Annotated in this window: 16 protein-coding genes; 3 read left to right on the top strand and 13 right to left on the bottom strand. The window is 57.2% G+C overall.

All coding sequences use genetic code 11. From position 1 onward, the window contains the following. Positions 1-492 precede the first annotated feature (492 nt). The 8 genes from tagF to Q5Y71_RS00285 form a co-directional block, all read right to left on the bottom strand. Positions 493-1,179, bottom strand: a complete 687-nt coding sequence (tagF, locus tag Q5Y71_RS00320) for a type VI secretion system-associated protein TagF (protein WP_306039114.1) — start codon at positions 1,177-1,179, stop codon at positions 493-495. Beyond that, positions 1,176-4,715: a type VI secretion system membrane subunit TssM gene (gene tssM, locus Q5Y71_RS00315; protein ID WP_306039113.1), complete on the bottom strand. Its 3,540-nt coding sequence runs from the start codon at positions 4,713-4,715 to the stop codon at positions 1,176-1,178. The genes tagF and tssM overlap by 4 nt, the downstream gene beginning before the upstream one ends. Positions 4,716-4,768: 53 nt before the next feature. Further along, positions 4,769-5,632: a type IVB secretion system protein IcmH/DotU gene (gene icmH, locus Q5Y71_RS00310; protein ID WP_306039112.1), complete on the bottom strand. Its 864-nt coding sequence runs from the start codon at positions 5,630-5,632 to the stop codon at positions 4,769-4,771. Between the two features lies 1 nt (position 5,633). After that, positions 5,634-6,971: a type VI secretion system baseplate subunit TssK gene (tssK, locus tag Q5Y71_RS00305; protein WP_306039110.1), complete on the bottom strand. Its 1,338-nt coding sequence runs from the start codon at positions 6,969-6,971 to the stop codon at positions 5,634-5,636. Between the two features lie 73 nt (positions 6,972-7,044). Beyond that, a complete protein-coding gene (gene tssJ / locus Q5Y71_RS00300) occupies positions 7,045-7,662 on the bottom strand; it encodes a type VI secretion system lipoprotein TssJ (RefSeq protein WP_306039108.1) in 618 nt (205 codons plus the stop codon). Then, positions 7,649-9,451, bottom strand: coding sequence for a type VI secretion system-associated FHA domain protein TagH (gene tagH / locus Q5Y71_RS00295; protein ID WP_306039106.1), 1,803 nt, complete (start codon positions 9,449-9,451; stop codon positions 7,649-7,651). The genes tssJ and tagH overlap by 14 nt, the downstream gene beginning before the upstream one ends. 130 nt (positions 9,452-9,581) lie before the next feature. Beyond that, positions 9,582-11,018, bottom strand: a complete 1,437-nt coding sequence (locus Q5Y71_RS00290) for a type VI secretion system contractile sheath domain-containing protein (protein ID WP_306039105.1) — start codon at positions 11,016-11,018, stop codon at positions 9,582-9,584. A 120-nt stretch (positions 11,019-11,138) separates the two neighbouring features. Beyond that, complete coding sequence (locus Q5Y71_RS00285) at positions 11,139-11,852, bottom strand: transposase (RefSeq protein ID WP_306039103.1); 714 nt, start codon at positions 11,850-11,852, stop codon at positions 11,139-11,141. A 187-nt stretch (positions 11,853-12,039) separates the two neighbouring features. Between Q5Y71_RS00285 and Q5Y71_RS00280 the strand changes: the two genes are divergently transcribed. The 3 genes from Q5Y71_RS00280 to Q5Y71_RS00270 all read left to right on the top strand — a co-directional run bounded on the left by Q5Y71_RS00280 (position 12,040) and on the right by Q5Y71_RS00270 (position 17,137). Continuing rightward, positions 12,040-12,903 (top strand): Stp1/IreP family PP2C-type Ser/Thr phosphatase, encoded by an 864-nt coding sequence (locus Q5Y71_RS00280; protein ID WP_306039101.1) that lies wholly within the window; start codon positions 12,040-12,042, stop codon positions 12,901-12,903. 22 nt (positions 12,904-12,925) lie between these two features. After that, positions 12,926-16,027: a DUF6531 domain-containing protein gene (locus Q5Y71_RS00275; RefSeq protein WP_306039100.1), complete on the top strand. Its 3,102-nt coding sequence runs from the start codon at positions 12,926-12,928 to the stop codon at positions 16,025-16,027. A gap of 87 nt (positions 16,028-16,114) precedes the next feature. Then, on the top strand, positions 16,115-17,137 hold the full coding sequence (locus Q5Y71_RS00270; protein WP_306039098.1) for a succinylglutamate desuccinylase/aspartoacylase family protein: 1,023 nt from the start codon (positions 16,115-16,117) through the stop codon (positions 17,135-17,137). Positions 17,138-17,144: 7 nt separating this feature from the next. Here the strand turns inward: Q5Y71_RS00270 and Q5Y71_RS00265 are convergent, their stop codons facing one another. The 5 genes from Q5Y71_RS00265 to hflC form a co-directional block, all read right to left on the bottom strand. Further along, positions 17,145-18,365 (bottom strand): lytic murein transglycosylase, encoded by a 1,221-nt coding sequence (locus Q5Y71_RS00265; protein ID WP_306039097.1) that lies wholly within the window; start codon positions 18,363-18,365, stop codon positions 17,145-17,147. 172 nt (positions 18,366-18,537) lie between these two features. After that, positions 18,538-19,191, bottom strand: coding sequence for a hemolysin III family protein (locus Q5Y71_RS00260; RefSeq protein ID WP_306039096.1), 654 nt, complete (start codon positions 19,189-19,191; stop codon positions 18,538-18,540). 141 nt (positions 19,192-19,332) lie between these two features. Continuing rightward, positions 19,333-20,655 carry an adenylosuccinate synthase gene (locus tag Q5Y71_RS00255; RefSeq protein ID WP_306039094.1) on the bottom strand — a complete coding sequence of 441 codons (1,323 nt, stop codon included), beginning with the start codon at positions 20,653-20,655 and terminating at the stop codon, positions 19,333-19,335. Positions 20,656-20,766: 111 nt separating this feature from the next. After that, positions 20,767-21,963: an ATP phosphoribosyltransferase regulatory subunit gene (locus Q5Y71_RS00250; RefSeq protein WP_306039093.1), complete on the bottom strand. Its 1,197-nt coding sequence runs from the start codon at positions 21,961-21,963 to the stop codon at positions 20,767-20,769. A gap of 187 nt (positions 21,964-22,150) precedes the next feature. Next, positions 22,151-23,023 carry a protease modulator HflC gene (gene hflC, locus Q5Y71_RS00245; protein WP_306039091.1) on the bottom strand — a complete coding sequence of 291 codons (873 nt, stop codon included), beginning with the start codon at positions 23,021-23,023 and terminating at the stop codon, positions 22,151-22,153. Positions 23,024-23,030 lie beyond the last annotated feature (7 nt).

Genomic DNA, 23,030 nt, shown 5'->3' with positions numbered 1-23,030 from the left:
TCAATCCCTTCAAGTAAGGATTCTGGGAAGAGTACACGTTGGAGATATCGAATCAAGGCAAATGGCATCTTCAAACCAGAATACTGCGAAAAATGGGCACAGCAAACAAAGTTAATCAAATTTTTTTGGCATTTTTTGTGATACACAGCTTTTTTTAATTCCATTGAAAGAACGTAAAACCGGAGTTTTGCGCTCCCTAAGGGCTCATCCGCTCCTGTGAACAGCTTCTCAGTCATCACTATTTGTATAGATTTGATTTTATCCTTTGCGCCCTCATCTCTGCCCTGTCGAGCGTACAGAGCCTGAGCGCTTTGAAAAAACGTAATTTGGCCACCCTGGGTAAAATTGGGTTTCGCTGAGTTATAGCCATAAGAAACTCCTGTATCAGGTCATTGCACTGCCGGGAGTCATGGGCATAAAACTCCAATAGAAAATAGCCACCTGAACATTTCCAATCAATTACCGCAGCTTACAAGCCTGTTTAATAGCAGGCTAAGGATACGGCTGTTTTGCCGGCAGTGGGTCCCCGGCTCCCAGCATGGCGCAATAGGATTCCGGAGTTGGCAGCGTCGGGCACAGCAGGCTGGTAGGTGCCAGGTGTTGAGACCCCTCACACCACCAAAGGCTGTAACAGGAAAAGTGCCGCTGGCAGATTTGCCCGAGCAAACCCCCATAGCTGCTCTCAACACCACTTACATCGCCGCTGGCAACATACACCTCGGACTGCATGCGACACTCACTGGCCGCACCGATACCTTCCGGAGCAGAGACAAACGCCGCAAACAGCTGATCGACATGCAAGCGGTTTTGTAGCGCACTGACCGCCAGTTCGGACAGACTCTGGTACCATTGTCTGGCAGCCGACAAAAACGCAAAAGCATCCACTTTGGGTGACAGCGCCGTGGCAATGGTCAAGGGAAAGTAGCGACCCACACTGTCCACACTGGGCACCAGGATACCCGCCCAGGCGCTTTCATCGATCACCCCTTTGCCGTGCACGAAGTGCCAGATTGGACTCGTCAGATAATAATCCAGCCATTGCTGCCCCATGATTTCTCGGGAACCGCGTACTGCACTTTGTAACCACGCATCCCACACATCGACAAAACTGCCGGGCAACTGGCGCTGAATAAAGTCGCCGTGTCCGGGCAGTTTGCCAAAGAGTCCGATACCGCTCACAGAACCTCCGGACATCGATAACCACGCAGCATACCGCGGTCAAACGGATTGTTGACATTGGCGGCAGTCAGCCTGAACTGCGCCTTGCGACCGTTTTCGGAAAAAGTCACCAGGCGTTGCGCTTTGCTGCGCCCGACTGCCAGATCGGAACTGGCCAACAGACGGTACCACGCCCAGTCCCCCTCATAATGTTTCCGATGCACCGTTTCATTCAGATCTTCAAAAATAATCCTGACCCTGTTGCTCTCCCCCCCGCGCCAGGTGAGTTTCTTACTGGTCTTGGGTCCATGGGAGTAAAGAACGCGCTGATCCCCCAGCTCCAGTTCAAACAGGCGCACACTGGAATCCAGCTTGGTAGGTTCAATACGGAATGCATAGGATGCAGTGCCACTCCCGGCAAAAAGGGTCTTGCGGATGCGCTCCGCCCGCCGCAGTTGCGATAACGCCCTCTGGGACAGGTCCAGCGCCTGACCCTCGACAGACTTTATCCGCCAGTTTCTGGTATCCACAAACGGCTCCAGATACTCGTTGACAAACGACTGCTGGATGCCGCCCGGCTTAAAGAACTGGTTAAACTCCATCATCGGTACTTCCCGATCGCGATCACTGCTCAATGGGTAGCGCCCGGCCAAAGTGTTGGCATAGCTGAGATAAACCCGTTCATACCACACCCGGTTGAGATGGGCCTTGGCCTTGGCCATCACCAACCCCCAGGTGCTGTTGGCGATATCGGTCAGCCACCGGTCGAATGGCGCCGGGGCACTGGCGGCCTTGATCCTGAGCTGCTTGATGGCATCGCCTCCTCCGCCAAAGCGCGCTTTGGCCCGTGCAAATGCGGCCTCATTCGCATCGGGTGCACTGTCAATCTCGGTCAGGTATTCCTGAATTTGATGAATGGCCAGCAGATATTCCTGAACCCTGGCTGGCCGCCCCTTCTCACTCTGGGTAATACGCTGCACTTCCTCAAAGTGTAAATCGACGATATTGGGTTTGTACTGATCCCGCAAAGCACCCGCCGCGCTACCGAGTGCAGCACCACCTACCCTGCGGGTGGTACTGGAAACTGGCAGGGCAACCCCGGAGGCATCAACGGGCAACTCGGGGCGCGGTGTCAGGCGCGTGTTATCCGAGGTAATTTCCGCAACCGCAAGCAATGGTGAATAAATCGGGTCGGACAGGTTTGACAACACTTCCAATGCCTGAGAGGTCGTCTTGAATTGCCGAATACGGAATCCACCCACAAATGACTGCCAGCGCTGCAGGTATTCCCCCAGGTAAATACGCTTGACCTCCTCACCGAGTTTCTCCCGGTCGGCCTCAGTGAAATCCTCTCCACTGAGATCGCTACCGTAAATCCAGCGCTCTTTCGCCATCGAGGCCAAAAGCGGGGAATCCGCATCGAAGTCCAGCTCCTTGTACCCCGCTTTGGTGTAGAGGAAAGGCATACGAAACCGGGCATCATTTGCATTCATCCCGAAGAGATGCTGGGTATCGCCGCCTATTTCCTGGTAAAGGTCCACCGGGGTCTGGCCCAGATCAGAATTTTGCAGTTGGGCAAATAGCCGCTGGGGTACGGGTATACGTCGCAGCTGCTGGCGTGCGCGGGCCACGACCCGCGTGTTTTGCTCCACGCTGGTGGGTACAGGCCGCGCCAGCAATTGATCCAGGTGGTAGCGCAGATGCTCCTGCTCGCCGGCCTCCCCCGGTAACTGGCGCTCCCAGCGCGCAGCGTAATAGCCCTCTATGGTGCCAATATCCAACCGGTCGGCATGAAAGAACATCAGGTAAGTCTTGAGGGTATTCCCCAGCGCTGGGTCATCGCTGTCAAGGTGGCTCAGGTCACTCTCGATATCCCGCAACAACGCCGGTAAAAAGACACCTTCGAGTTTGCGCCTGTAGAGATTGCCCACCTCCGCATCGATCCGCTCGTCGTAGAGCCCCAGGTTGCCAATCCAGGGGTGCGCATCGCGATCGTACACTGCGCTGGCCTGGCGTAACGGCTCCAGCATGTTCAGTGTATTTACCGGTGCCGGCCTTTTACCCCTCAATGCATTTTTTGCTTGTTGATACGCGGCAAGGTGATCGCTCACTTCGCCCATGGACACTGTATTCTGAGCGAGACTGCCGCTCCAGAGGAATACGGCTCCGACAAAAACCGTCGCCAAAGCCGCATAGATCCCCCTGCGCAGCCATTGGTTGGCTGTTTCGATCTTGCGGTTGACACCGACCAGTTCCGCTTCCGGAAACACAACGTCCTTCAGTAAGCGGTGCAAAAAGAAGCTTTTGCCAGCTCCCTGGAATCTGGGCCCGACATTGCGCTCCAGGCCAAAGTCCGCCGTTACCGAGGCCATCATACGGTCAACCGGGCTGCCCTCCTGGGTGCCGCTGGTAAAGTAAATCCCCCGCACCATGGGCACCGTCTCATAGCGGTTGGGTTCGAAAGCCTGTTTGACAAACTCGGTGAGCACGCCGGAAAGGTTCTCCATTCGCGCCGGAAAGCCCTGAAGCAGTGCGCGCTTCTCGATATTGCGCTCCTGGTGTACCCGCCACAGGACGCGCTGGTTGAGCCGCTCAATCAGCTGATCAAACTCCGACTTGAAATTATCCAGGCGGGCACCGGTAGTGGCATCCACCTCGCGCGGGAAACTGATGCCCCACACCTGCTCGCGCTCGGCCTGGGAAAGGTTGTCAAAAAATTCACTGAAACCTGCCACCAGGTCACACTTGGTAAAGGTGAGATAAATGGGAAAGCGGATTCCCAGTTCCCGCTGTAGTTCATTCACCCGCTGGCGGATGGTTTTCGCCTGCTGCTGCCGCTGCTCTTCTGTCTGCACCATCAGGTCCTGCAGGCTGATTGCGACCACAGCGCCATTGATGGGACGGCGGCGGCGGTAGCGTTTCAGTAATCCCAGAAATGCCTGCCAGGCAGTGTTGTCATACACACGGTGGCTGTCCTGGCTGGTGTAGCGGCCCGCGGTATCAATCAATACTGCATCATTGGTAAACCACCAGTCACAATTGCGCGTGCCGCCGACACCGCCCAGTGCTGCCTTACCGTGACTTTGTGCGAGGGGAAATTCCAACCCGGAATTGACCAGCGCCGTGGTCTTACCACAACCGGGAGGGCCGATAATGACATACCAGGGCAGCTGATACAGGGATACCCTGCCTTTTTCCGATTTGAAGCGGGCATTGCGCAGGACATCCATAGCCTCGCGGAAGCGTCCGCTAAGCACATCAAGTTCCTCGCGGGAATGGGCTTCATCGGGGTCCTGTGCCACTTCCTGGGATGCCTCTATACCCTGAATCAGCGCCTGGTTCTGGCGCCGCTCCAGCAACCACTGACTCAGATTCCAGGCCAGCCAGAGTGCAAAAATAAAAGCGATAATAATGATGCGGATAGTGGGGGAGAGCGTGGCATTGTCACTGCCAAATTTGATGTAGTCCGCCCCAAACCAAATCAGCAGGGAGAGGGCCAAAAGACCAATCAGCCCGACCACCCATTTGCTGCTAAAAAAATCGCGCAAGCGTTTCATGAAAAGCTCCATCTCCCGGGGCCCTGCCGGCACCGGCTGTATTCGTTCCGGTTTTACCCTTCCTTTGGTGGGATTTCGCTCTCAGTACCTGTGAGTTCCGCCACGCGATCCACAACCGGTGTTGTCGTTTCGTACAACCACCAGCGATAACCACTGTAGGTGGCAACCAAGAGACCCAGGGCAACACTCATGATGACCCACAGCGGTACAAAGTGGATCAGGCGCGACTTGCGCTCGACACAGCCCTGCCAGCGCGGCGACAGATCGCGCTCCATGGTTGGTCTGTGCTGCTCAATCGTGCGGTAAAGCTCGTCCCTGATCTGTTCAATCTGTTCGTGCCCGCGCTGCACCAGGCGGTACTTGCCCTGAAAGCCCAGGCTCAGGCACAGATAGAAAAGCTCCAGTAACGCCTGGTGAGAGGCCGGCGTTTCGAGCATGCGTTGCAAAATGGCGAAACACTTCTCACCGCCAAAAGTCTCTTTGTGGAACAGGCTCAGCAGCGAATGCTGGCTCCAGCCGCAGGCCGTTCCCCAGGGAGTGGTCAACACCATCTCATCCACCACGGTACAGAGCAGGTAACGTGCCGTGAGAACGCTCTCCGGGGTCAGCGCCAGTTGCTTGGCCTCTCGTTCAAATGCCTGGATTTCCCAGGTCAGGCGTTTGTGCAGATCCGGCACATTGGTGTGGTTCATGGTAGTGCGCAGTTTGATAATCACACCCAGCAGTTTGGAGGCCGCAGACACCATCGGATTCAGGCTGTTGCGCACCTGTCTGTCTGCAGCGTTACCGGGGTTGGCGAAGAACTGTTCGGGGATGGGGTCCGGCTGCACCGGGGCGGCAGCACCCGGAGTCGGTATCATCACCGTCCTGTCACCAGCACCGGATGCCGGCGGGGGGGTGAAGCTTTCTTTGCTCATTTCAATGATTCCTTATGGCCCAAAGCTCCATGGACAGTCCCGGAAACTCTGCGCCGAGATGTACGGCAAAACCGCCTGATCTCAACATGGCCTGCCACATTTCGCCGCTGCGTTCCAGTTCAAAATAGGTGAATCCAGCGTGATAGGGAATTTGACGGGGCGCCACCGGAAGTGGGCGCAGGGACAGTCCCGGCAACTGTGCTGAGATCAACTCGCGAATGGCCTCCACCGGGGCCACCTTAGCCTGGGTGGGAAAACGGCTGCGCAACAGGTCACCCGGCATATCCGCTTTCGCAGCCATGACAAAGCTGGCCGACTTGAGCATTGAGGGATCGGTTACCGGTGCCACATAGATGCCAAACTTTCTCTGCACCAGTTCCAAGGCAATAGCGGTCTGCTCGAGGACTGTGGACAGGGATTGGCGCAGGGCGGAAAACAGACCGGCAAAACTCAGTTGCAGATTTTCGTGGGCATAACCGGGAATCTCCGCCGGGCGTTTGTTTGGCGAGGTGAATGTCGACAATTCCCCAGCCAGTTGCAGCAGTTCCAGAAACAGGCTGTGGGGGTGCAGACGCGGCTGTGCGGTAATCTGTTTCAGCAGGGGCTCAAAGCGATTGATCACCTGTAACAACAGGTAGTCGGCGATCTCCGCCGATCCACTTCTGCCGCTGTCACTCAAACGGTGCCCGAGGGCGGAGCCGCGATGGTCCAGCAGCCCACTGACCTCTTCGATATAGGCTTTGATCACCGGCGAAGCCTCAGCATTTAGCAGCGGTGGAATATAATCTGTATCCAACTCCAGCGGTTTTTCCGGTTGGCACTCACGTATCCGGGCAATACCGATCGCAGCATAGCCACTCCGGTCATCGCTCTCCAACTTGAGGCAGACGCGCAGCTTGCCCACTTGGATACGGGCGGACTCCCCCGAGGTCGTGGCGCTGTTGCGCGCATCAAAATTGGCTGCCTGGTAGCGGGCCTGGGGAAAATCCTCCTGATCCCTGATGGACTCCTGGTTGCCAGGGCGCTTGAGGGGTATACATAAATAGGCGATTTCATCGCGGGTATGGACAGGCACATCCAATACATCCGGCAGATGCTCATTCTCCGGTGCCAGAAATGGTGTGCCATCTGGAAAAATCGCCCGCAGTCGGGAGACGGAAACCTTGCCCATAGAAAGCGGTTCGCTGTCGATCGCCAGCTCAACCACACCCCAGGTATAGGGTCCCAGGGATGCGGTGCGCGCTTCGACCAGCTGTTCGAGATAGCGATCCTGCTGCTGGAAATGCTGGGGGCGTAAAAACATGCCCTCGCTCCAGATCACCTTATTGTTTGCCGACATAAGCCTTCCTTGTACGCCCGGGCCAAATAGACCGGTGCTGGAAATAAAATCTGCCCGTGCTTGGCGTGCCGTGCTATTTAGAACTTTCCATTTCCCGGAGGCGCTCTTTCATCGATTCATAGTCCTCACTGGAAATGGTTATCATCTTGTCCCGGCCCTCTGTAGTGTCCCTTCGCGGTAGGACGGATGCTTTGTCACGGCGCCGTTTGGCAATCTCGTCGGGCGTGCCGATGCGAGTATCGGCCAGGGATATCTGGTACGCATTTTTTCTATGGTCGACGATCGGCAGCACCATCAGGGCATCGGCCCGCTGGTACTGCACAAACTCGGCCAGAAGGCCGATATATTTCACCTCCGGGGTCAGCGCCAATGCTTCCACGCGCTGTTCACCGGGAGCGAATTCTTTCAGGATCACGGTATCCAGCAGGTCTTTACCCAGGCGGGATTGGGCATTTTCGTACAGGTTAAGGAACTCCTCCCGTGCAAACTGGCGGTCATCCGCCAGCATAAAAATACGAACCACCACGGGAGAAGCGCGCCCATCGTCATCGGGATTGACGTCTTCGCGGATATCCATCGACAGCTTGACACTGGTGTCCAGGTTCAGGGTGCGCCTGGTAGTCTGGCAGGCTGCCAGGGTAACCACCAGAAATCCCAGCAGAGTGATACGGAACCAATTATTTTTCGACACGACCAACTCCTTTTCTTCGTTCAACAGATTCATTTTGCAGTTGTCTGGCATTTTTCAATTCTGACAATTGATTTTCATACGTCACAGCAAATTCATCGCCAAACAACTTGCGGTAGCAAGCTTCGGGATCGCCAACCAACTCGCGGTACAGTGCACTAAAGCCCTGCCATTTTCTCGCATTCTTATTGCCGAAAACCCCGGAAGTATCACCCAGGCGCCGCTCGATATTTTCGGGGTTAAAGTAACTGAGCATCGCACCGTAGCCCGCGCGCATGCCAGCGAGTACCGCCACCTGGTGATCGGAGAGGTCTTCAAAACTGTCCCGCACCGCGTCTTGCGGCTGCATAAATGCACCGTTTCCCGCAAACATGACCTCCAGGGCATCCCGTTCGGTTGCACTGAACTTCAGTGGGTTATTGGCCTCAGTCTGGATCATGGTACGCTGCACACGCAGCTCATTTTTAATACTGGTGCGCGCGCGCAAGAGGTCTATCAAGCGGGCGACGGTTTCGCGAACGATCTCGGCCGCCTGTTGATCCGCCCGTTGCTGCTGCGCGGGGCTCATATTCAAGCCCAGAGTTGTCGCCAGCACACTGGCCGTTGCGGACGGTGTCTGCGGCGGGTCCGCTGAGGGTTCGACCCGGCTCAGCTGGGCCGCCATGGGCGGCTGGGGCTGCAACTGGGAAGAGGAGTGCCCCGAGGCGACAGAATCCCCAAGGCCTGACGAGGGCGCCTGCCCAAATCCCGGCGCGCCCGCCATCGACTGGCCCCCCACAGCGGCGAAAGAATCCGCAAACGGGTTATCGTGAGGCGGCTTTGCACCGTGTGACGTTAACTGGGTGGGAGTTTCCTGCGCTTGTGCAGGCGCCATCGGTGGTGACGATGGAGACAGCCCCGGCGCGGATTGTGGCTGCGGGGGCGGTGGCTGTGATGGCTCGGGGGGTACCTGATACGGACTGGATGGCGCCACCTGTGGCTGGGCCGGTGTCTGTGCTTCCACTGGCGGCTCCGGGGCAATGTGCACGGCCTGTTGATCCGCCGACACATGGTCCTGCTCGCTGCCATCTTTCCACCATTCCTCATCGGACCACTGGCCCGCACCGGCTTGGCTGACCGTCCCGCCCAAACCCGGGGCATCTAGTGTAGCCACCGCCTGTGGCCGGTCAAAGGCAGCGAGGGGATCCAGCGGGCCGGCCTCGACCCCCAACAGGCTGTCACTGGACGGTGTGTGCTGGGTCCCGGAGCCGATATAACCCCACTCCCCAGACTGGGAGATATCGGCGCCGCCACCGGGTTCCAGCCAGTTGTCCAGCTCCCTGGCGTCGTTCTGGTTTTGTATTTTGGCTCTGGTGCTAGAACTAAAGGTTGTGCGGTCTGAGGTATCGAGAAAATCGGCACTGCCAAGACCCTTTGGCAGATGGCTTTCCGCCTGCGGCTGACGCAGAGTCACCTTGAGGCGGTATTCCCCCATATGGAGGATATCGCCCTCTTTCAGGGACACCTGGTTCCCCTTGCCGATCATCTCTTCGGCACCGTTGTAAAAGGTACCGTTGGTACTGGTATCCGTCAGAAAATATTGATTCCCACTAAAGGCAATCTGTGCATGTCTGGAAGAGACAACGCGGTCAGGATCGGGCAATACCCAGTCGTTGTCTGCCGAGCGGCCCAAGCTGCCACCCGCTTGCGTAAACAGTTTGGTGTGCTTGAGCATGTTGGCCCCCGGGGGGTCAGCCAATACAGAGAGAATGAGGTCCATGTCTTCCTGACTCACACTATTGTTGTACTTCATTTGCCCGCAAAACGTTCTGGCCGGCGTGCGGCATGGCAAAACACGGGGCAGCTTTGCCGGTCATATCACCAAAACCGGGCCTTGCGCATTGCAGAACCCGCCGATTTTCCAGATCCATCGCATATGCATTTCAACCCCAGGGGCCCTTCAGGGCCCCGCCGGCGAGGGAGCACAGTCTGGGAAGAACAATCTGGTCCCGCCCCTGCACAGAGCGAAGGGTACTGAGCCCAGCCTGCATAAACCGTGCGGCACCTCTATCGGTCAGCAGAGCTTCGGCACAGGGGGTCACCCACTGTCCTTGTGGCAGTTTGCGCAGATGTAACGGAAGGTCCTCATAACTGGCAGACACCGGTACCTGCAACCTTCCGCTCGCAGAAAAGGACCGGCAGACCGCCAGTGCGAGCAGATAGGCACTGTTGCCCCACAGATAATACTGATGTCCCTGCTCTGCTGTCAGTTCCTCAAAGTCGAACTGCTCGGTGGTGGTGGCCCCACTGCCAAACGGGAGTCGCAACATAAACCTGGGCGCAGCCAAGGCCACGTATTCGCTCGCTGAATAGTCCCGTACAGCCTGCCAGCTCTCGGCAAAGCGCTCACTCATGGGGTAGTACCAATCGTCGGGATCGACAGAACCGGCCAGGTTGGGGCAGCCGGCCAGTTTTGTATCGCCACCCATCAACAGGGCGCTGCCCGCCGCCTCCGCAATGGTTGAGAGATCAATCAGCAAGTGCAGATCCCGCTCCTCATCGGTGATATAGAAGTCGCCGATGACCAGATTGTAGGGCCGGTTACCCGAAGCCGTTTCACGTTCCACCAACAGCTTGAAGACCTGGGATTGCTCCAGATTACTTTCCGCACCGGCAAAGTCTGCCAGCAGCTCCTCTTTACTGACATCAATCAAATAGAATTGCAGTTTTCTGTGCTCATCGCAGCGCCTCAACAAAAACTGCAGGCCAAACCAACTCGCTTCCAACTGGCGGAAGTCACTGTGGTGCATGACCTTGCGCATCGCATCGGAAGTCGCCACGGCAAGAGCACTTAAATATTCACCTTGGCGGGGATGGGTATTTTTCTGCACATAGGGCGCGACAATATCCCGGATCAACCGCTCAACCTGAAATGTACTGCTGCACTCGCTGGCCTGGTGTTTGCGGTCAGCAGCGAGGATTTTATCGAGGGTGGATCGGTCGGCAGCAGAAATCCCAGCTTCCAGGGAACCCTCGCGTAACTCCGGGCTCCACTGCCGGATATCTTCGGCAGCTTGCTGGAACTGCTGCGGATCCCGCAGGCGACGCTCTAGGTCAATAAATTTTTTAAAAAGTGGCAGGCGAGTGAAAAGGTAATCCGGGTGTAAATCATCAAAACAGGACAGCGGCAGAGGCCCTTCCATCACCGGCAGTTGCAGGCGCACCTCCAAATCGGCAAAAACCCCTTCGAAAGTATCGCGGTTTAGCAGATAGACCCTGCGCCCAGCGATAGTGCCAGGCTCACACCGGCGGCGGCTGGCGCGCCCGCTGAAGTCTCCAAGGATCGCAACCTTCAGGGTATCAGGGCCTGTTGCTATCATTTTTTTACCATCACCTGAAATAGGGACGTCTATTGCTCCGTTGGTTCCACTCACGCCCGGCTGACCGCTGGCAAACTATCCATTGCCGTTTCGGTACCTTCCTGAGCACATCATGCGTTTTTATGTAACGGGTTTCCAGCGATTCTTTTTCGATTTTTTTGGTCGCCCCCGCCTGAGTGGACGAACCCGTTGTTTGGCAATCTGTTCGATTTTTTCCTTAAAGGTGTCCCCACCCAATACGTGCCCCAGCTTGATGGTTTCGGCAATGTAATCGAGCAACCTGCGGTCAAAGCTGTAACGAAACAGTTTTCTATAGGCCTGTGCACGTGCCTGGGGATTTTCTCCTAAGGCGAGATACAGGTGATGATCACAAATCAGATTGTCACGCTTTATATTGACGTGATGGTTGAAGCTCGACCAGGGGTAATTCCCCAGGGAATCCGCCAATCCCAAATATAACGGCCGCAACTCAACATAGCGGTAACAGGTGAGCAGGTAGGCCTCCGAATCGATCAGACTGGACTTGTAACGTCCTCTCCAGAGTGTGCCGGAGCGCTTGTAGCGATGATTCACAAATTGCACGTAGCGACGCCCCAAAGATTGCATCACAGAGGAAATGCCATCCGGAATCCTCGGTGTGGCAATGATCTGGATCATATTTGGCAGCAAAACGTACGCGTGCACATCCACATGGTATTGGTCCGCAGCATTTCGCAAACTAATCAAATAATATTGATAATCTTCCTCATCAAAAAAACAGGGCAGGTTATTGTGACCCACCTGCACTATATGCTGGGGAATATCTCTCAGGTTGAGCCTGGGCAAACGGGGCATTTTGCCAGTGTGTCCTTCATTAACAGGCGCAGCGCCTTAATCGATGATAACAGGGATTTTATTATCGCAAACTCGGGGAAAAAATTTCAAACTTGGCCTGTGGGCAAGTTAACATTACCGTCGGTTGAGGGTTGTATCATGTTACGCTGCATTTTTTGCAATTTAATACAGGGGAATTGCACCAGACATGGATCAGATAAGTCTGGCAGTCAACGGGCGCACCGACATTGGACAAGTACGCGAGGAAAATGAAGACAGTATTCGCTGGCATGCGTGCGCGGATAAACCCTTCGCCTATATCGTGGTGGCCGATGGTATGGGGGGGTATACAGGGGGTGCCACGGCCAGTAAATTGGCAGCAGAAACCATTCAGACCCACCTCGACAACCTGCTCAAACACACCTTTATTGCCTGTAGCCCAGAGCAGCAGCAATTGATTTTACGCGCAACCCTGATTGATGCCATCAACAGTGCAAATACCGCACTGCTCAATACCAAAAACCGCAATCCACAACTTGCCAATATGGGTACGACCCTGGTTGTGGCCGTTATGTGGCACAACCTTCTTATCGTCGCACACATTGGCGATTCCCGTGCATACCTTTGGAACAATTACGGCTTACAGCGCCTTACGCGGGATCACAGTGTAGTACAAGAAATGCTCGATAGCGGTCAAATCAGCCCTGGGCAGGCCAAACAATCCGGGGTGCGTAATCACATTACCCGGGCGCTGGGCGTATCCGCAAGCGTGGAAGCGGAAATTAACAGTTGGAGACTCACAGAAAATGCCCTCCTGCTGCTGTGTAGCGACGGACTCACAGAATACCTGGACGACCATGCGATTGAGCGCGTACTGGCCACGCATCGCCCCGCGCTGGAGTGCGTTTATCGTTTTATCGACGATGCCAACAAGCTCGGAGGTCGGGACAATATCTCCGCCGGCATTCTCGAATACGCCTCCCGGCCTCTGCCGCGAATGCACATAGAAGAACAAAGTATAACCCAAAGGCCCAGGTCACCGGATGTGACTGTGCGCAAATTGCAGCGCTAGCCTATTTTCCGGAAACTGAAGAATGACACCGGAATACCCCGCCCAGTTCGTATCCGACCTGCTCAAGGCCCTAAACCCACCGCCTGTCACTTTTTCACAGCAGGACCCGGCTGCCGCCTGCCGGTGGTTGAACACTATCAGGGACATATCCGGGAGTCCGGGCCCTGTCGGTCGTGCACTATCGCCCTGGCCTGAAGCGCCAGCGGTAGCGACCAACCAATACACCATTGCGATGGCACCGGCAGTAGAGCATTTGCCCGGTATTGGCGACAGCCCGGTTCACTTTATCAACACCCCCGGCGTCAACCCACAGGGTACTTCTGTTCCACCTCTGAATCAGTGCCGGCGGATTGGTGGCCGGGTCATTGGCAGCAATGGCGAGGTGGCCTTTGAGCGGATCGATCTGGCGATACCGGGCCCGCTGCCCTTTCATTGGAAGCGCTACTACCGCACCTCTATTCGCGAGGATTTGGGCATTGGCACCGGCTGGCGCCATTCCCTGAACGAACAATTGCTTGTGCAAGACAATCTTGTTGAGCTACATACCGCCGAGGGGCGCAGGATTCGCTTCCAACAGCCCGCAGTGGGCCATGGCTGCTACAACCGGTTCGAACGCCTGCTGCTGTCGCGCCAAAGTCTGCACAGCTATTGCCTCATTGCCTTCGACCAATCTCACAAGATTTTTCGCGCAGATGGTGTCAACAGGGCACTGCCTCTCAGCGAGATTCGCGATCTGTGCGGCAATACCCTGACCATCGACTACAGCGCGGGGCTGCCCAGAAGAATCGTGAGTTCCTGGGGGCGGGTCGTGGAATTTCAGATTCACGGCGGCCGGATCAGTAAGCTGGTCAATCACCACGCCCCGGGGGACCAGCGCGATCTCTGCCAGTATGCCTTTCACGGTGAACTTCTCACTGAGGCCAGTAGTGCCCAGAACTCTGAGCAGTATCGCTATAAAAACCTTGCCCTTATTGAATTGAGTAGCGACCAGGCCGGTACTTGTCAGTTTGAATACGACCAACGTGAACGCTGCCAAAAAATGCGCCTCAATGCGGCAGAGATCGTATTGCGCTGGCAACACAAACACACTACTTGCCAAGTGGAGATGCCCGACAGGGACCCACAGCAGCTCTGCTTTAATGGCTTTGGCCAGCTGACCAGCGAGCGACGCGGACAACACCAGCGCAGTTGGCTCTACGATACCTACGGCAATCTGTGTCAGTACACCGACCGTCACGGCCAGCGCACCTTCTTTCGCTACGATACATTCGGGCGCTGCACTCGACGCACCCAGAGCGGTATCAGCACGCGCTATCAATACGATCAACAGGGGTTTCCCCAGGCGGCGCTGCTCGCCGAGGAGCAGGTCTGGCGGTATCAGTTCAGTGATAACGGCCGGCCGCTGACCGTGACCGACCCCGAAAAGCAGATGTGGAAGTTTTTGTATGGCAACCGGGGCCAGCTCACGCAGATCACCGATCCAGAGGGAGGTAAGGTAGATTTTACCTGGGATGGACAGGGGCAGCTGCAAACCGTGCGCTGCGGGAAACAGCAATGGGGATTCGAATACGACCACTGGCAGCGGGTGACCGCAATAGTGGCAGACGGTGAGGCCCGTTGCGCGTGGCACTATGGGGCGGCCGGTGAATTGCGCGAAGCCCGTATAGGTCTTCACCACTATACCCTGGACTACGCAGGACACGGACAGCCCTGTGCGATTCACCTCGGCAATCAGCAGCGCCTTCATTGGGAATTCGACGGTGCCGGTCGAGTGTGCCAGATCCATTTTGCCGATGGCAACAGCTGGGAACTGCAGCGCAATCCCCACGGCCAGCTGGCGCAGCTACAGACCACCAATGGCTGCTACCACTGGCGATACGATTCCCTTGGGCAACTGGTCTGCCACCGGGCACCGGGCGGGCGTCAGTTGCGCTGGCACTACAATCCCGACGGCACTTTGCGCGAGTACTGTGACAACGATTGCCACTGGTATTTTCTCTACAACACCCGCGGAGCGGTTACCGGGATTCGCAACAATAACGGCCAGAGCAGTGCGTTTCACTACGATACCCAGCTGAGACTGATCCAGGCCAATAATCAACATGCCTCAGTTCGCTTCAGATACGATCGGCGAGGCCGGGTGATCGCTGAAAATCACGACAGCAGCGATGTCCGCGACTTCAGCCTGAAATATCAGTACGATTCCCGCGGCTGGCTGCGCAGCGCCAGCTCCGATGACCTCGACCTCACCTACACCTTCGCACCCTGCGGATCGCTGTACGGCATCGACGCCAACGGAGCGTCGATACTGCGCTCAGAGACCAATGGCCGGGATACCATTTTGGTACAGGGGGCGGTGCGCAGTACCCACAGGTACCGGTACGGGCATTTGTCCACTCTGGAGAGCAGCCAGACCCCGGCCTGGAAATTCGAAACACATCCCCCTTTACCACTCACCACACCTGTCCGGCATGCGGAGTCTGTCCCGGCGTGCATAGACCGGGACAAACGCGGTAACGTCATCGGCGAGCGGGAGATGCCGGCACGTAAAAATTTTCGCTATCACTACGACGGCTGGGGACTGATGGGCACCGCAGAATGCAGCGAGTTCAAGACCTGTTTCCGTTACGATCCCTTCGGCCGGCGCCTGAGCAAAACCTGTACACACCGCAAATCCACGCGCCAGCGCCGGGTGGTCACCAACTGGAGCGGCCTGGGAATCTGGGCGGAAACCCTGCAGATAGATGGAAAATCCCTCGGTCTCGACCACTGGATACAGCACCCTCTGACCCGCAGCATACTGTGCCAATGGAAATCCACTGACAGCGAGCACTACCTGAACAGCCCCGATGGCAGGCCCCTGGCCATCTGCGATGCAAAGGGGGCCGTGCGCTGGTTGTGGACTCCCGGGCAAAGGGAAAATACCGGCTACAGCCATCGACAACAACCCGGCCCCTGGCGCGGTATCAACCTGATTGCCGATAGCGAGACCGACCTGTGGTACCACCCCCTGGGATACTGGCACCCGGTGTTGCAGATCTGGCTTAACGGTCCTGGGGTTTTTACACCCTGCGCTGCCGACACTACAGTGAGCGGGCCACGAGTCGAGGCGATCGCTACTTGACAGCGGCAAAGGCAACTAGCGGTGCTTACACCATCCTCCTATCCGACCTCTACACTCTGTTAATCAGGTCAATCGTACGGCTGAACTATGGAAGCCAGGCCCGATTTTGAAATTGGCGATATTCCGGTGGCCAGAGGGGAGTCCCGCCGCATCGATCTGCCCGTTGTCAGCCTGTATACAAATACGGAGATGGCGATTCCCGTCCATGTACAGCGCGGCAAAAAGGATGGCCCGACCCTCTTTGTCTGCGCCGCGGTACACGGGGATGAGTTAAATGGCATTGAGGTGATCAGCCGCCTGATCCGCAGGCGCGCCCTGCAATCGCTGCGCGGTACTTTGATCGCAGTACCGATGGTCAATGTGTACGGCGTACTGCAGCACACCCGCTATCTCCCCGACCGGCGCGACCTCAACCGCTCCTTTCCCGGATCGGCCAAGGGGTCACTGGCAGCGCGTATGGCCCATGTATTCCTCAACGAAGTAGTGGCCAAATGCGACTACGGCATCGACCTGCACACCGGCGCTGCCCACCGCAGTAATCTGCCACAGGTTCGCGCCAACCTGGATGACGAAACTACCCGTGCCATGGCCAGAGCCTTCGGTGTGCCGGTACTGCTCAATACTTCCATCCGTGACGGCTCTCTTCGCCAGGCAGCCGCAGACCTTGGAATCAGAGTCCTGCTGTACGAAGCCGGCGAGGCCCTGCGTTTTAATGAACTCTGTATTCGCGCAGGAGTAAAGGGGGTGATCAATGTCCTGCGACACCTGCATATGCTGCCGAGAGGGCGCAGGGGCAACCCTATCGAACCGTTTGTTGCACGGAGCAGCGGCTGGCTGAGGGCCGGTGACAGTGGTATTGCCAACTACATGAAATCCCTGGGGGATCAGGTACACGAAGGGGAGCTGCTGGCAACGATTGCCGACCCCTTCGGCAATGCGCTCGATCGGGTCTGCTGCAACGGCGTGGGCATTATTATCGGGCAGCAGAACATTCCCCTGGTGCAGGAGGGTGAGGCGATGTACCACATCGCCTATTTCCGCGAGCCGCAGGAAGTGGTGGAGAACCTCGAGCTACTGCAGGACAGCCTGCTGCCCGATGAAAATTTCTGATCTCGCCTTACTGCCGCTGCAGTAATTCAAGTACCTCCTTGCTGGGATAGCCCTTGACCACAACGCCAGCCCGCGCCTCAAACGCCCGGATGGCCTTGCGGGTAGCCGGGCCGGCTTTACCATCGATTTCGCCGCTGTAATAGCCCTGCTGCTTTAACAGTTTCTGCAGTTCCTCCACCTGGCCGCTTTGCAGGGGAGTAAAGGGGCGATTCCAGTCCTTGACCAACGGGGGAGCGCCGCCGATGCGATCGGCAAGCAGGCCGATGGCTATTGCGTAGCGATCGGAGTTGTTATAGCGCTTCAACACAAAGAAGTTTTTGAATACCAGGAAGATCGGTCCCTGGCGGCCATCCGGCAATTTCAGCTCGGCCACCGCCGCCTTGCTGGGGAAGGGGTCACCATTGGCACGCTTGACGCCGAGTTTTTCCCACTCCGCCACAGTGAGCTTGCCCGCCGGCAATTTACGTTGGGGGATAATCACTTCATACCCCCAGGGCTTACCGCGCTGCCAGCCATTGCTCGACAGCAGATTGGCCGCCGTGGCTAGAGCATCGGGCACCGAATTCCAGATATCGCGCTTGCCATCGCCCTCGATATCCACTGCATAAGCCAGGTAACTGGTGGGGATAAACTGGGTGTGGCCCATGGCACCGGCCCAGGAACCGAGCAGGTAGCGGTCTTCGATATCCCCAGCCTGCAGTATCTTCAGGGCAGCAAGCAGCTGCTGGCGACCGAATTTTTTGCGTTTTTGGTCCGCATAGGCCAGCGTCGCGAGGGAGCGGATCACATTGCGCATGACCTTGTCATTGCCGAGAATACCGCCAAAGCTCGATTCCACTGACCAGATCGCCAGGAGAATATCCGGGTCTACCCCGAAGCGTTTCTCGATTTTGTCGAGCCAGGGCGCTATTTTTTCCTTCTCCCGTCTGCCCCGCTCGATCGCCCTGCGCTGCACCCGGTTATCAAAGTACTGCCACACCGGTGCCTTGAACTCCGGCTGGAAACTGGCCCGGTCCAATACCCATTGGTCCGGCGAGGTAATGCCCTTAAATGCCTGATCGTAAACCTGTGGGGAAATACCATTGTTGATGGCTGTCTGGCGAAATTCCCGCACCCACTGTTCGAAAGCCGGGTCGGGCTGATCGGCGGCCTGGGCAACAGCGCAGAAAAGTGCCGCAAAGAGTGCGAGCAGACGGGACAGCGAGTGGGATCTGTACAGTTGACGCATTGCGGTACCCTTGATACTGGATTCTGCTCGCTCAAGGGTAGCCCGAGTCCCCATGATCTGAAAGGCGGTTTTTATCGGTGGCCAACGACCCGCTGAGCATTGATCCCGGTAATCGGTCACAGGGGCCAGCTCGATTGCCGGCAATCACCTGTGCGACATGCGGGCAAGGCATTCAGGGAATCACATAAAACAGCACGGCAAAGAAATGCAGGATACCACCGGCCAAAACAAACACATGCCAGATGGCGTGATGGAAGCGCAGGCTGCGCCACAGGTAGAAAGCGATACCACCGGTATAACAGAGACCGCCTATCATCAGCAACCAGAGACCGCCGGTTTCAAGGCTGACCGCCAGCGGCTTGATTGCGGCGATCACCACCCATCCCATCAGGGCGCTGAGAGTAATGGAAAGGGCGCGAACCCTTTTCAGCGGGGTTAACTGAATGATCAGCCCTAACAGGGCCAGTCCCCAGATAATCCCAAACAGCCACCAGCCCCAGGGACCGCGCAGAGTCACCAGGGTAAACGGTGTATAGGTCCCCGCAATCAGCAGGAATATCGAGGAGTGATCCAGTGTGCGCAAAATTGCTTTGGCACCAATATGACTCACAGCGTGGTAGAGGGTCGAGGCGAGAAAGCACAGGATCAGGGTCGAGGCATAGACACTGGCACTGACAATATGCCAGGCATCACCGTGCAGGGCGGCAAAACCGCTCAAAACCCCGAGGCCGGCGATAGCGAGCAGTGCTCCGATACCGTGGGTGACGCTATTGGCAATCTCTTCGGCAAAGCTATAGCGACTGGCAACGGATACGGACGTAGACATGGAGTAACCCGGTCAAATTCAGGCCTCGAGCCCCGTAAAACTGCTCGGCCAACGGCATGGATCAAAGCCCATCATCAGTGGCTCCATGGAAAATAGCAAGAACTGCATCAGACCATGGGTTCACTTCCCGGTCGCCGCCCTTTACACACTGGCGCTGTGAATGCCCATTTTACAGAGAGCAGAAGAGGCCCGCACAATGGTTTCGTTGCGATCCGGTCCCGTGGAAACAATCTCTACAGGCGCTCCCACCAGCGCCTCAATACGGGCGATATAGGCCTTGGCATTAGGCGGCAGATCCGCCTCGCAGCGCACGCCTTTGGTAGTCTCCTGCCAGCCGGGCATGACCTCGTAAACCGGCTCCACGCCCTCCCAGCCAGCGGCGTCGAAGGGGACTGCTACGGCTTCACCGGCGCTGTTGCAGTATCCTACGCAGAGCTTTACTTCCTCGAGGCCGTCGAGCACATCCAGCTTGGTCAGACACAGGCCCGAAATACTGTTGATACGAATCGCATGGCGCACCGCCACGGCATCGAACCAACCCGTGCGGCGTTCCCGTCCGGTGGTTGCACCGAATTCGTGGCCTTGCTCGCCCAGGTAGCGGCCGACTTCACAGTCCAGCTCAGTCGGAAAAGGGCCACTGCCAACACGGGTGGTATAGGCCTTGGTGATGCCCAGTACATAATCCAGGTACAGGGGACCGAAACCCGAGCCTGTGGCGGTACCGCCGGCAGTCGTGTTGGAAGAGGTTACAAACGGGTAAGTCCCGTGATCGATATCCAGCAATGAGCCTTGGGCGCCCTCGAACAGGATGTGTTCTCCCTGCTCACGAGCCCTGTGCAGGTGATCCGCTACATCGGTGATCATTGGCACCAACTGCTCGCGCCAGTGCCTGGCCTTCTCCAGAGTGTCCCCGTAACTGACCGGCTCCACTTTGTAATACCGGGTCAGGACAAAATTGTGATAATCGATAAGCTCCCGGAGTTGGCTGCAAAAGTGATCCCAGTTACACAGGTCACCCAAGCGCAGGCCACGGCGAGCCACCTTATCTTCATAGGCCGGGCCAATGCCGCGTTTGGTCGTTCCTATCGCCTTATCGCCGCGGGCTCTCTCACGGGCTTCATCGAGTGCCGCGTGTACAGGCAGGATCAGTGGGCAGGCCGGTGAGAGGCGCAAGCGCTCTCTGACAGGCACACCTTTCTTTTCCAGCGCTTGCATCTCATCCAGCAGTGCTTCGGGAGACAGTACCACACCGTTGCCAATCAGGCAGATGACACTTGGTCGCAGAATACCGGAGGGAATCAGGTGCAATACAGTTTTTTCACCGTCGATGACCAGGGTGTGGCCGGCATTGTGTCCACCTTGAAAGCGCACAACCAAAGAGACTTTCTCTGTCAGTAAATCGACAATCTTACCTTTCCCTTCATCACCCCACTGGGTTCCCAGCACTACCAGGTTCTCGCCCATCAGTATCAATCTCTAAACTCAGGTTTTTCTCTCGTTGGAGCTGTAGGCCCCGGCAATAATGGCGATCAGGAATGTTTGCCGCACAGTGTCCGGCACCGTTCCCACTGTCAATCAGTCCCGCGACTTCACCACCCAGGAGCCGCTGTCGAATACCAACTCGCGGTCGCAGCGCGCGTGGAGATCGCTGTCCATGTCACCACACAGCGCGGCAATCACCACCTCTCCCCGTGCACGCAGTTCACCAACGGTACGCCAAAGGCCGGCGGCATCTTCCAGCCAACGGACATCCGGTGCGAGGATAGCCCCGGTGCTCGGTGCCGGGCCATTGCCCAAAGTATTGAGCACTACCAGGTCGCTACTGAACCCGGTGGCCGGGCGGCTGCGTCCAAAGACAGCACCAATGCCGTTATAGCGGCCACCATTGGCAAGCGCCTGGCCGTGTCCCGGTGTATAGGCGGCAAACACCAGCCCGGTTTCATAGTCGTAACCACGCACTTCACTTAAATCAAAAAACAACTCTACCGCCGGGTAGCGCCCGCGCAGGGCGTCCGCCACCTGGCGCAGGTCAGTCAGAGCTCCCCGCAGCGCTGCCGGTGCACCCGCGAGCATTGTGCCAGCCCTCTCCAGGCACTCCAGGCCCCCCGCCAATCCGGGCAATACCTGCAACCAGGCGGCCGCCTCTGGATCGGCAACATTTTCCGCCACCCAACGGCGCACATCGGCACTCGCTTTGCTCTGCAACAGAGCGGACAGCGCGCCGCGCTGCGCTTCGTCGAGCCCCCCCGCTTCGGCCAGACTGCGATAGATGGCGACGTGACCGAGATCCAGGTGAATCCGTTCGACCCCAGCGACCTGCAGGCTCTCCAGCATCAGGGAAATAACCTCGATATCCCCATTCAGGCTGTCCACACCAAACAGCTCTGCACCGACTTGGAACGGGGCGCGGGAGCCCATGGCCGTGCGCGGCCGGGTATACAGAACATGGCCGGCATAACACAGGCGATTGGCACCGGCGCGCGGAAAACTGTGCGCATCAATGCGGGCGGCTTGCGGGGTAATATCGGCGCGGATACCCAGTGTGCGGCCCGAGATCTGATCGGTGACCTTAAAGGTGCTCAGGTCCACATCCCGCCCCATCCCGATCAACAGGGACTCGGTGAACTCCAGCATCGGCGGTATCACCAGTTCGTAGCCCCAGCAGTGGTAGAGGTCCAGCAGTCGGCGCCGCAGGGTTTCAACCTGAACGGCATCTGCAGGCAGACTTTCCGCGATGCCATCGGGCAGCATCCAGCGATCAGCTTGGGTCATGGTGAAACGGGCTTCTCAGGGTTAACGGGATGGTCAGCGGTTTTCACAAAAAAACCGGGCTGGGCCCGGTTTGCGTAATTTTAGCACCAAGTACTGGCGGGAAGGTAGGGCTTTCGGGGCCGTCGACACGACCACCCGGGACTCCCGGGTTACACCGAGTCTGGGTGGCGCGCCGACTGGGTCCGGCTCACTGCCCTTTGGGGTCCTTCAGATAGCGGAAAAATTCACTGTCCGGCTCCACCAGCAGCATGTCCGACTTGCTTTTGAAGGATTCCTTGTAGGCCTGCAAACTGCGGGTAAAGCGGTAGAATTCAGGATTTTTATTGTAGGCTGCGGCATAGATAGCGGCGGCCTCCGCATCACCGGCACCGCGCAGCTCCTCTGCTTGGCGGTAGGCCTCGGACTCAATCACTACCTTCTGGCGGTCCGCATTGGCGCGGATGCGCTCGCTGGCCTCCTCACCTTTGGCGCGATGATCCCGCGCTTCCAGCTCCCGGCCAGCGCGCATGCGCTGGAACACCGATTCGGAAACCTCCGGCGGCAGGTCGATCCGCTTGACACGCACGTCGATGACTTCCACACCCAAATTCTTTTGTGCTACCTGGTTCAAGTTCTTGGTGATCTCCGACATCAGCTCGTCGCGCTCGCCACTCACCACTTCGTGCAGGTCGCGCACACCGAACTGGTTGCGCAGGCGGTCATTGATCTGTTCCGACAACAGGCGCACCGCGTTGCGCTCATCACCGCGGGTGGCGGTATAGAACTTGCCCACGTCGGAGATCCGATACTTTGCGTACGAATCAACCATCATAAATTTATTTTCACTGTTGAGCATACGCACCGGACTGGAGTCCACGGTCTGGATACGCGCATCAAATTTGCGCAGCTTTTCCGCAAACGGGATCTTGAAATAGAGACCGGGGTCATAGTAGGAGCGCACCAGTTCACCAAAGCGCAGCAGCACCGCCTTTTCCGTTTCCTTCACCACAAAGGCGCTGGAGGAAATCAGCAGTATGCCGATAAGCACAACCGCGATAATAGCCAGTGTTCTGTTATTCATTCCATCA

The sequence above is a fragment of the Microbulbifer sp. 2205BS26-8 genome (genome assembly GCF_030731025.1).
Classification (GTDB): domain Bacteria; phylum Pseudomonadota; class Gammaproteobacteria; order Pseudomonadales; family Cellvibrionaceae; genus Microbulbifer; species Microbulbifer spongiae.
The sequence above is the reverse complement of the archived record's forward strand: the minus strand, read 5'-3'. Positions and strand labels throughout refer to the sequence as shown.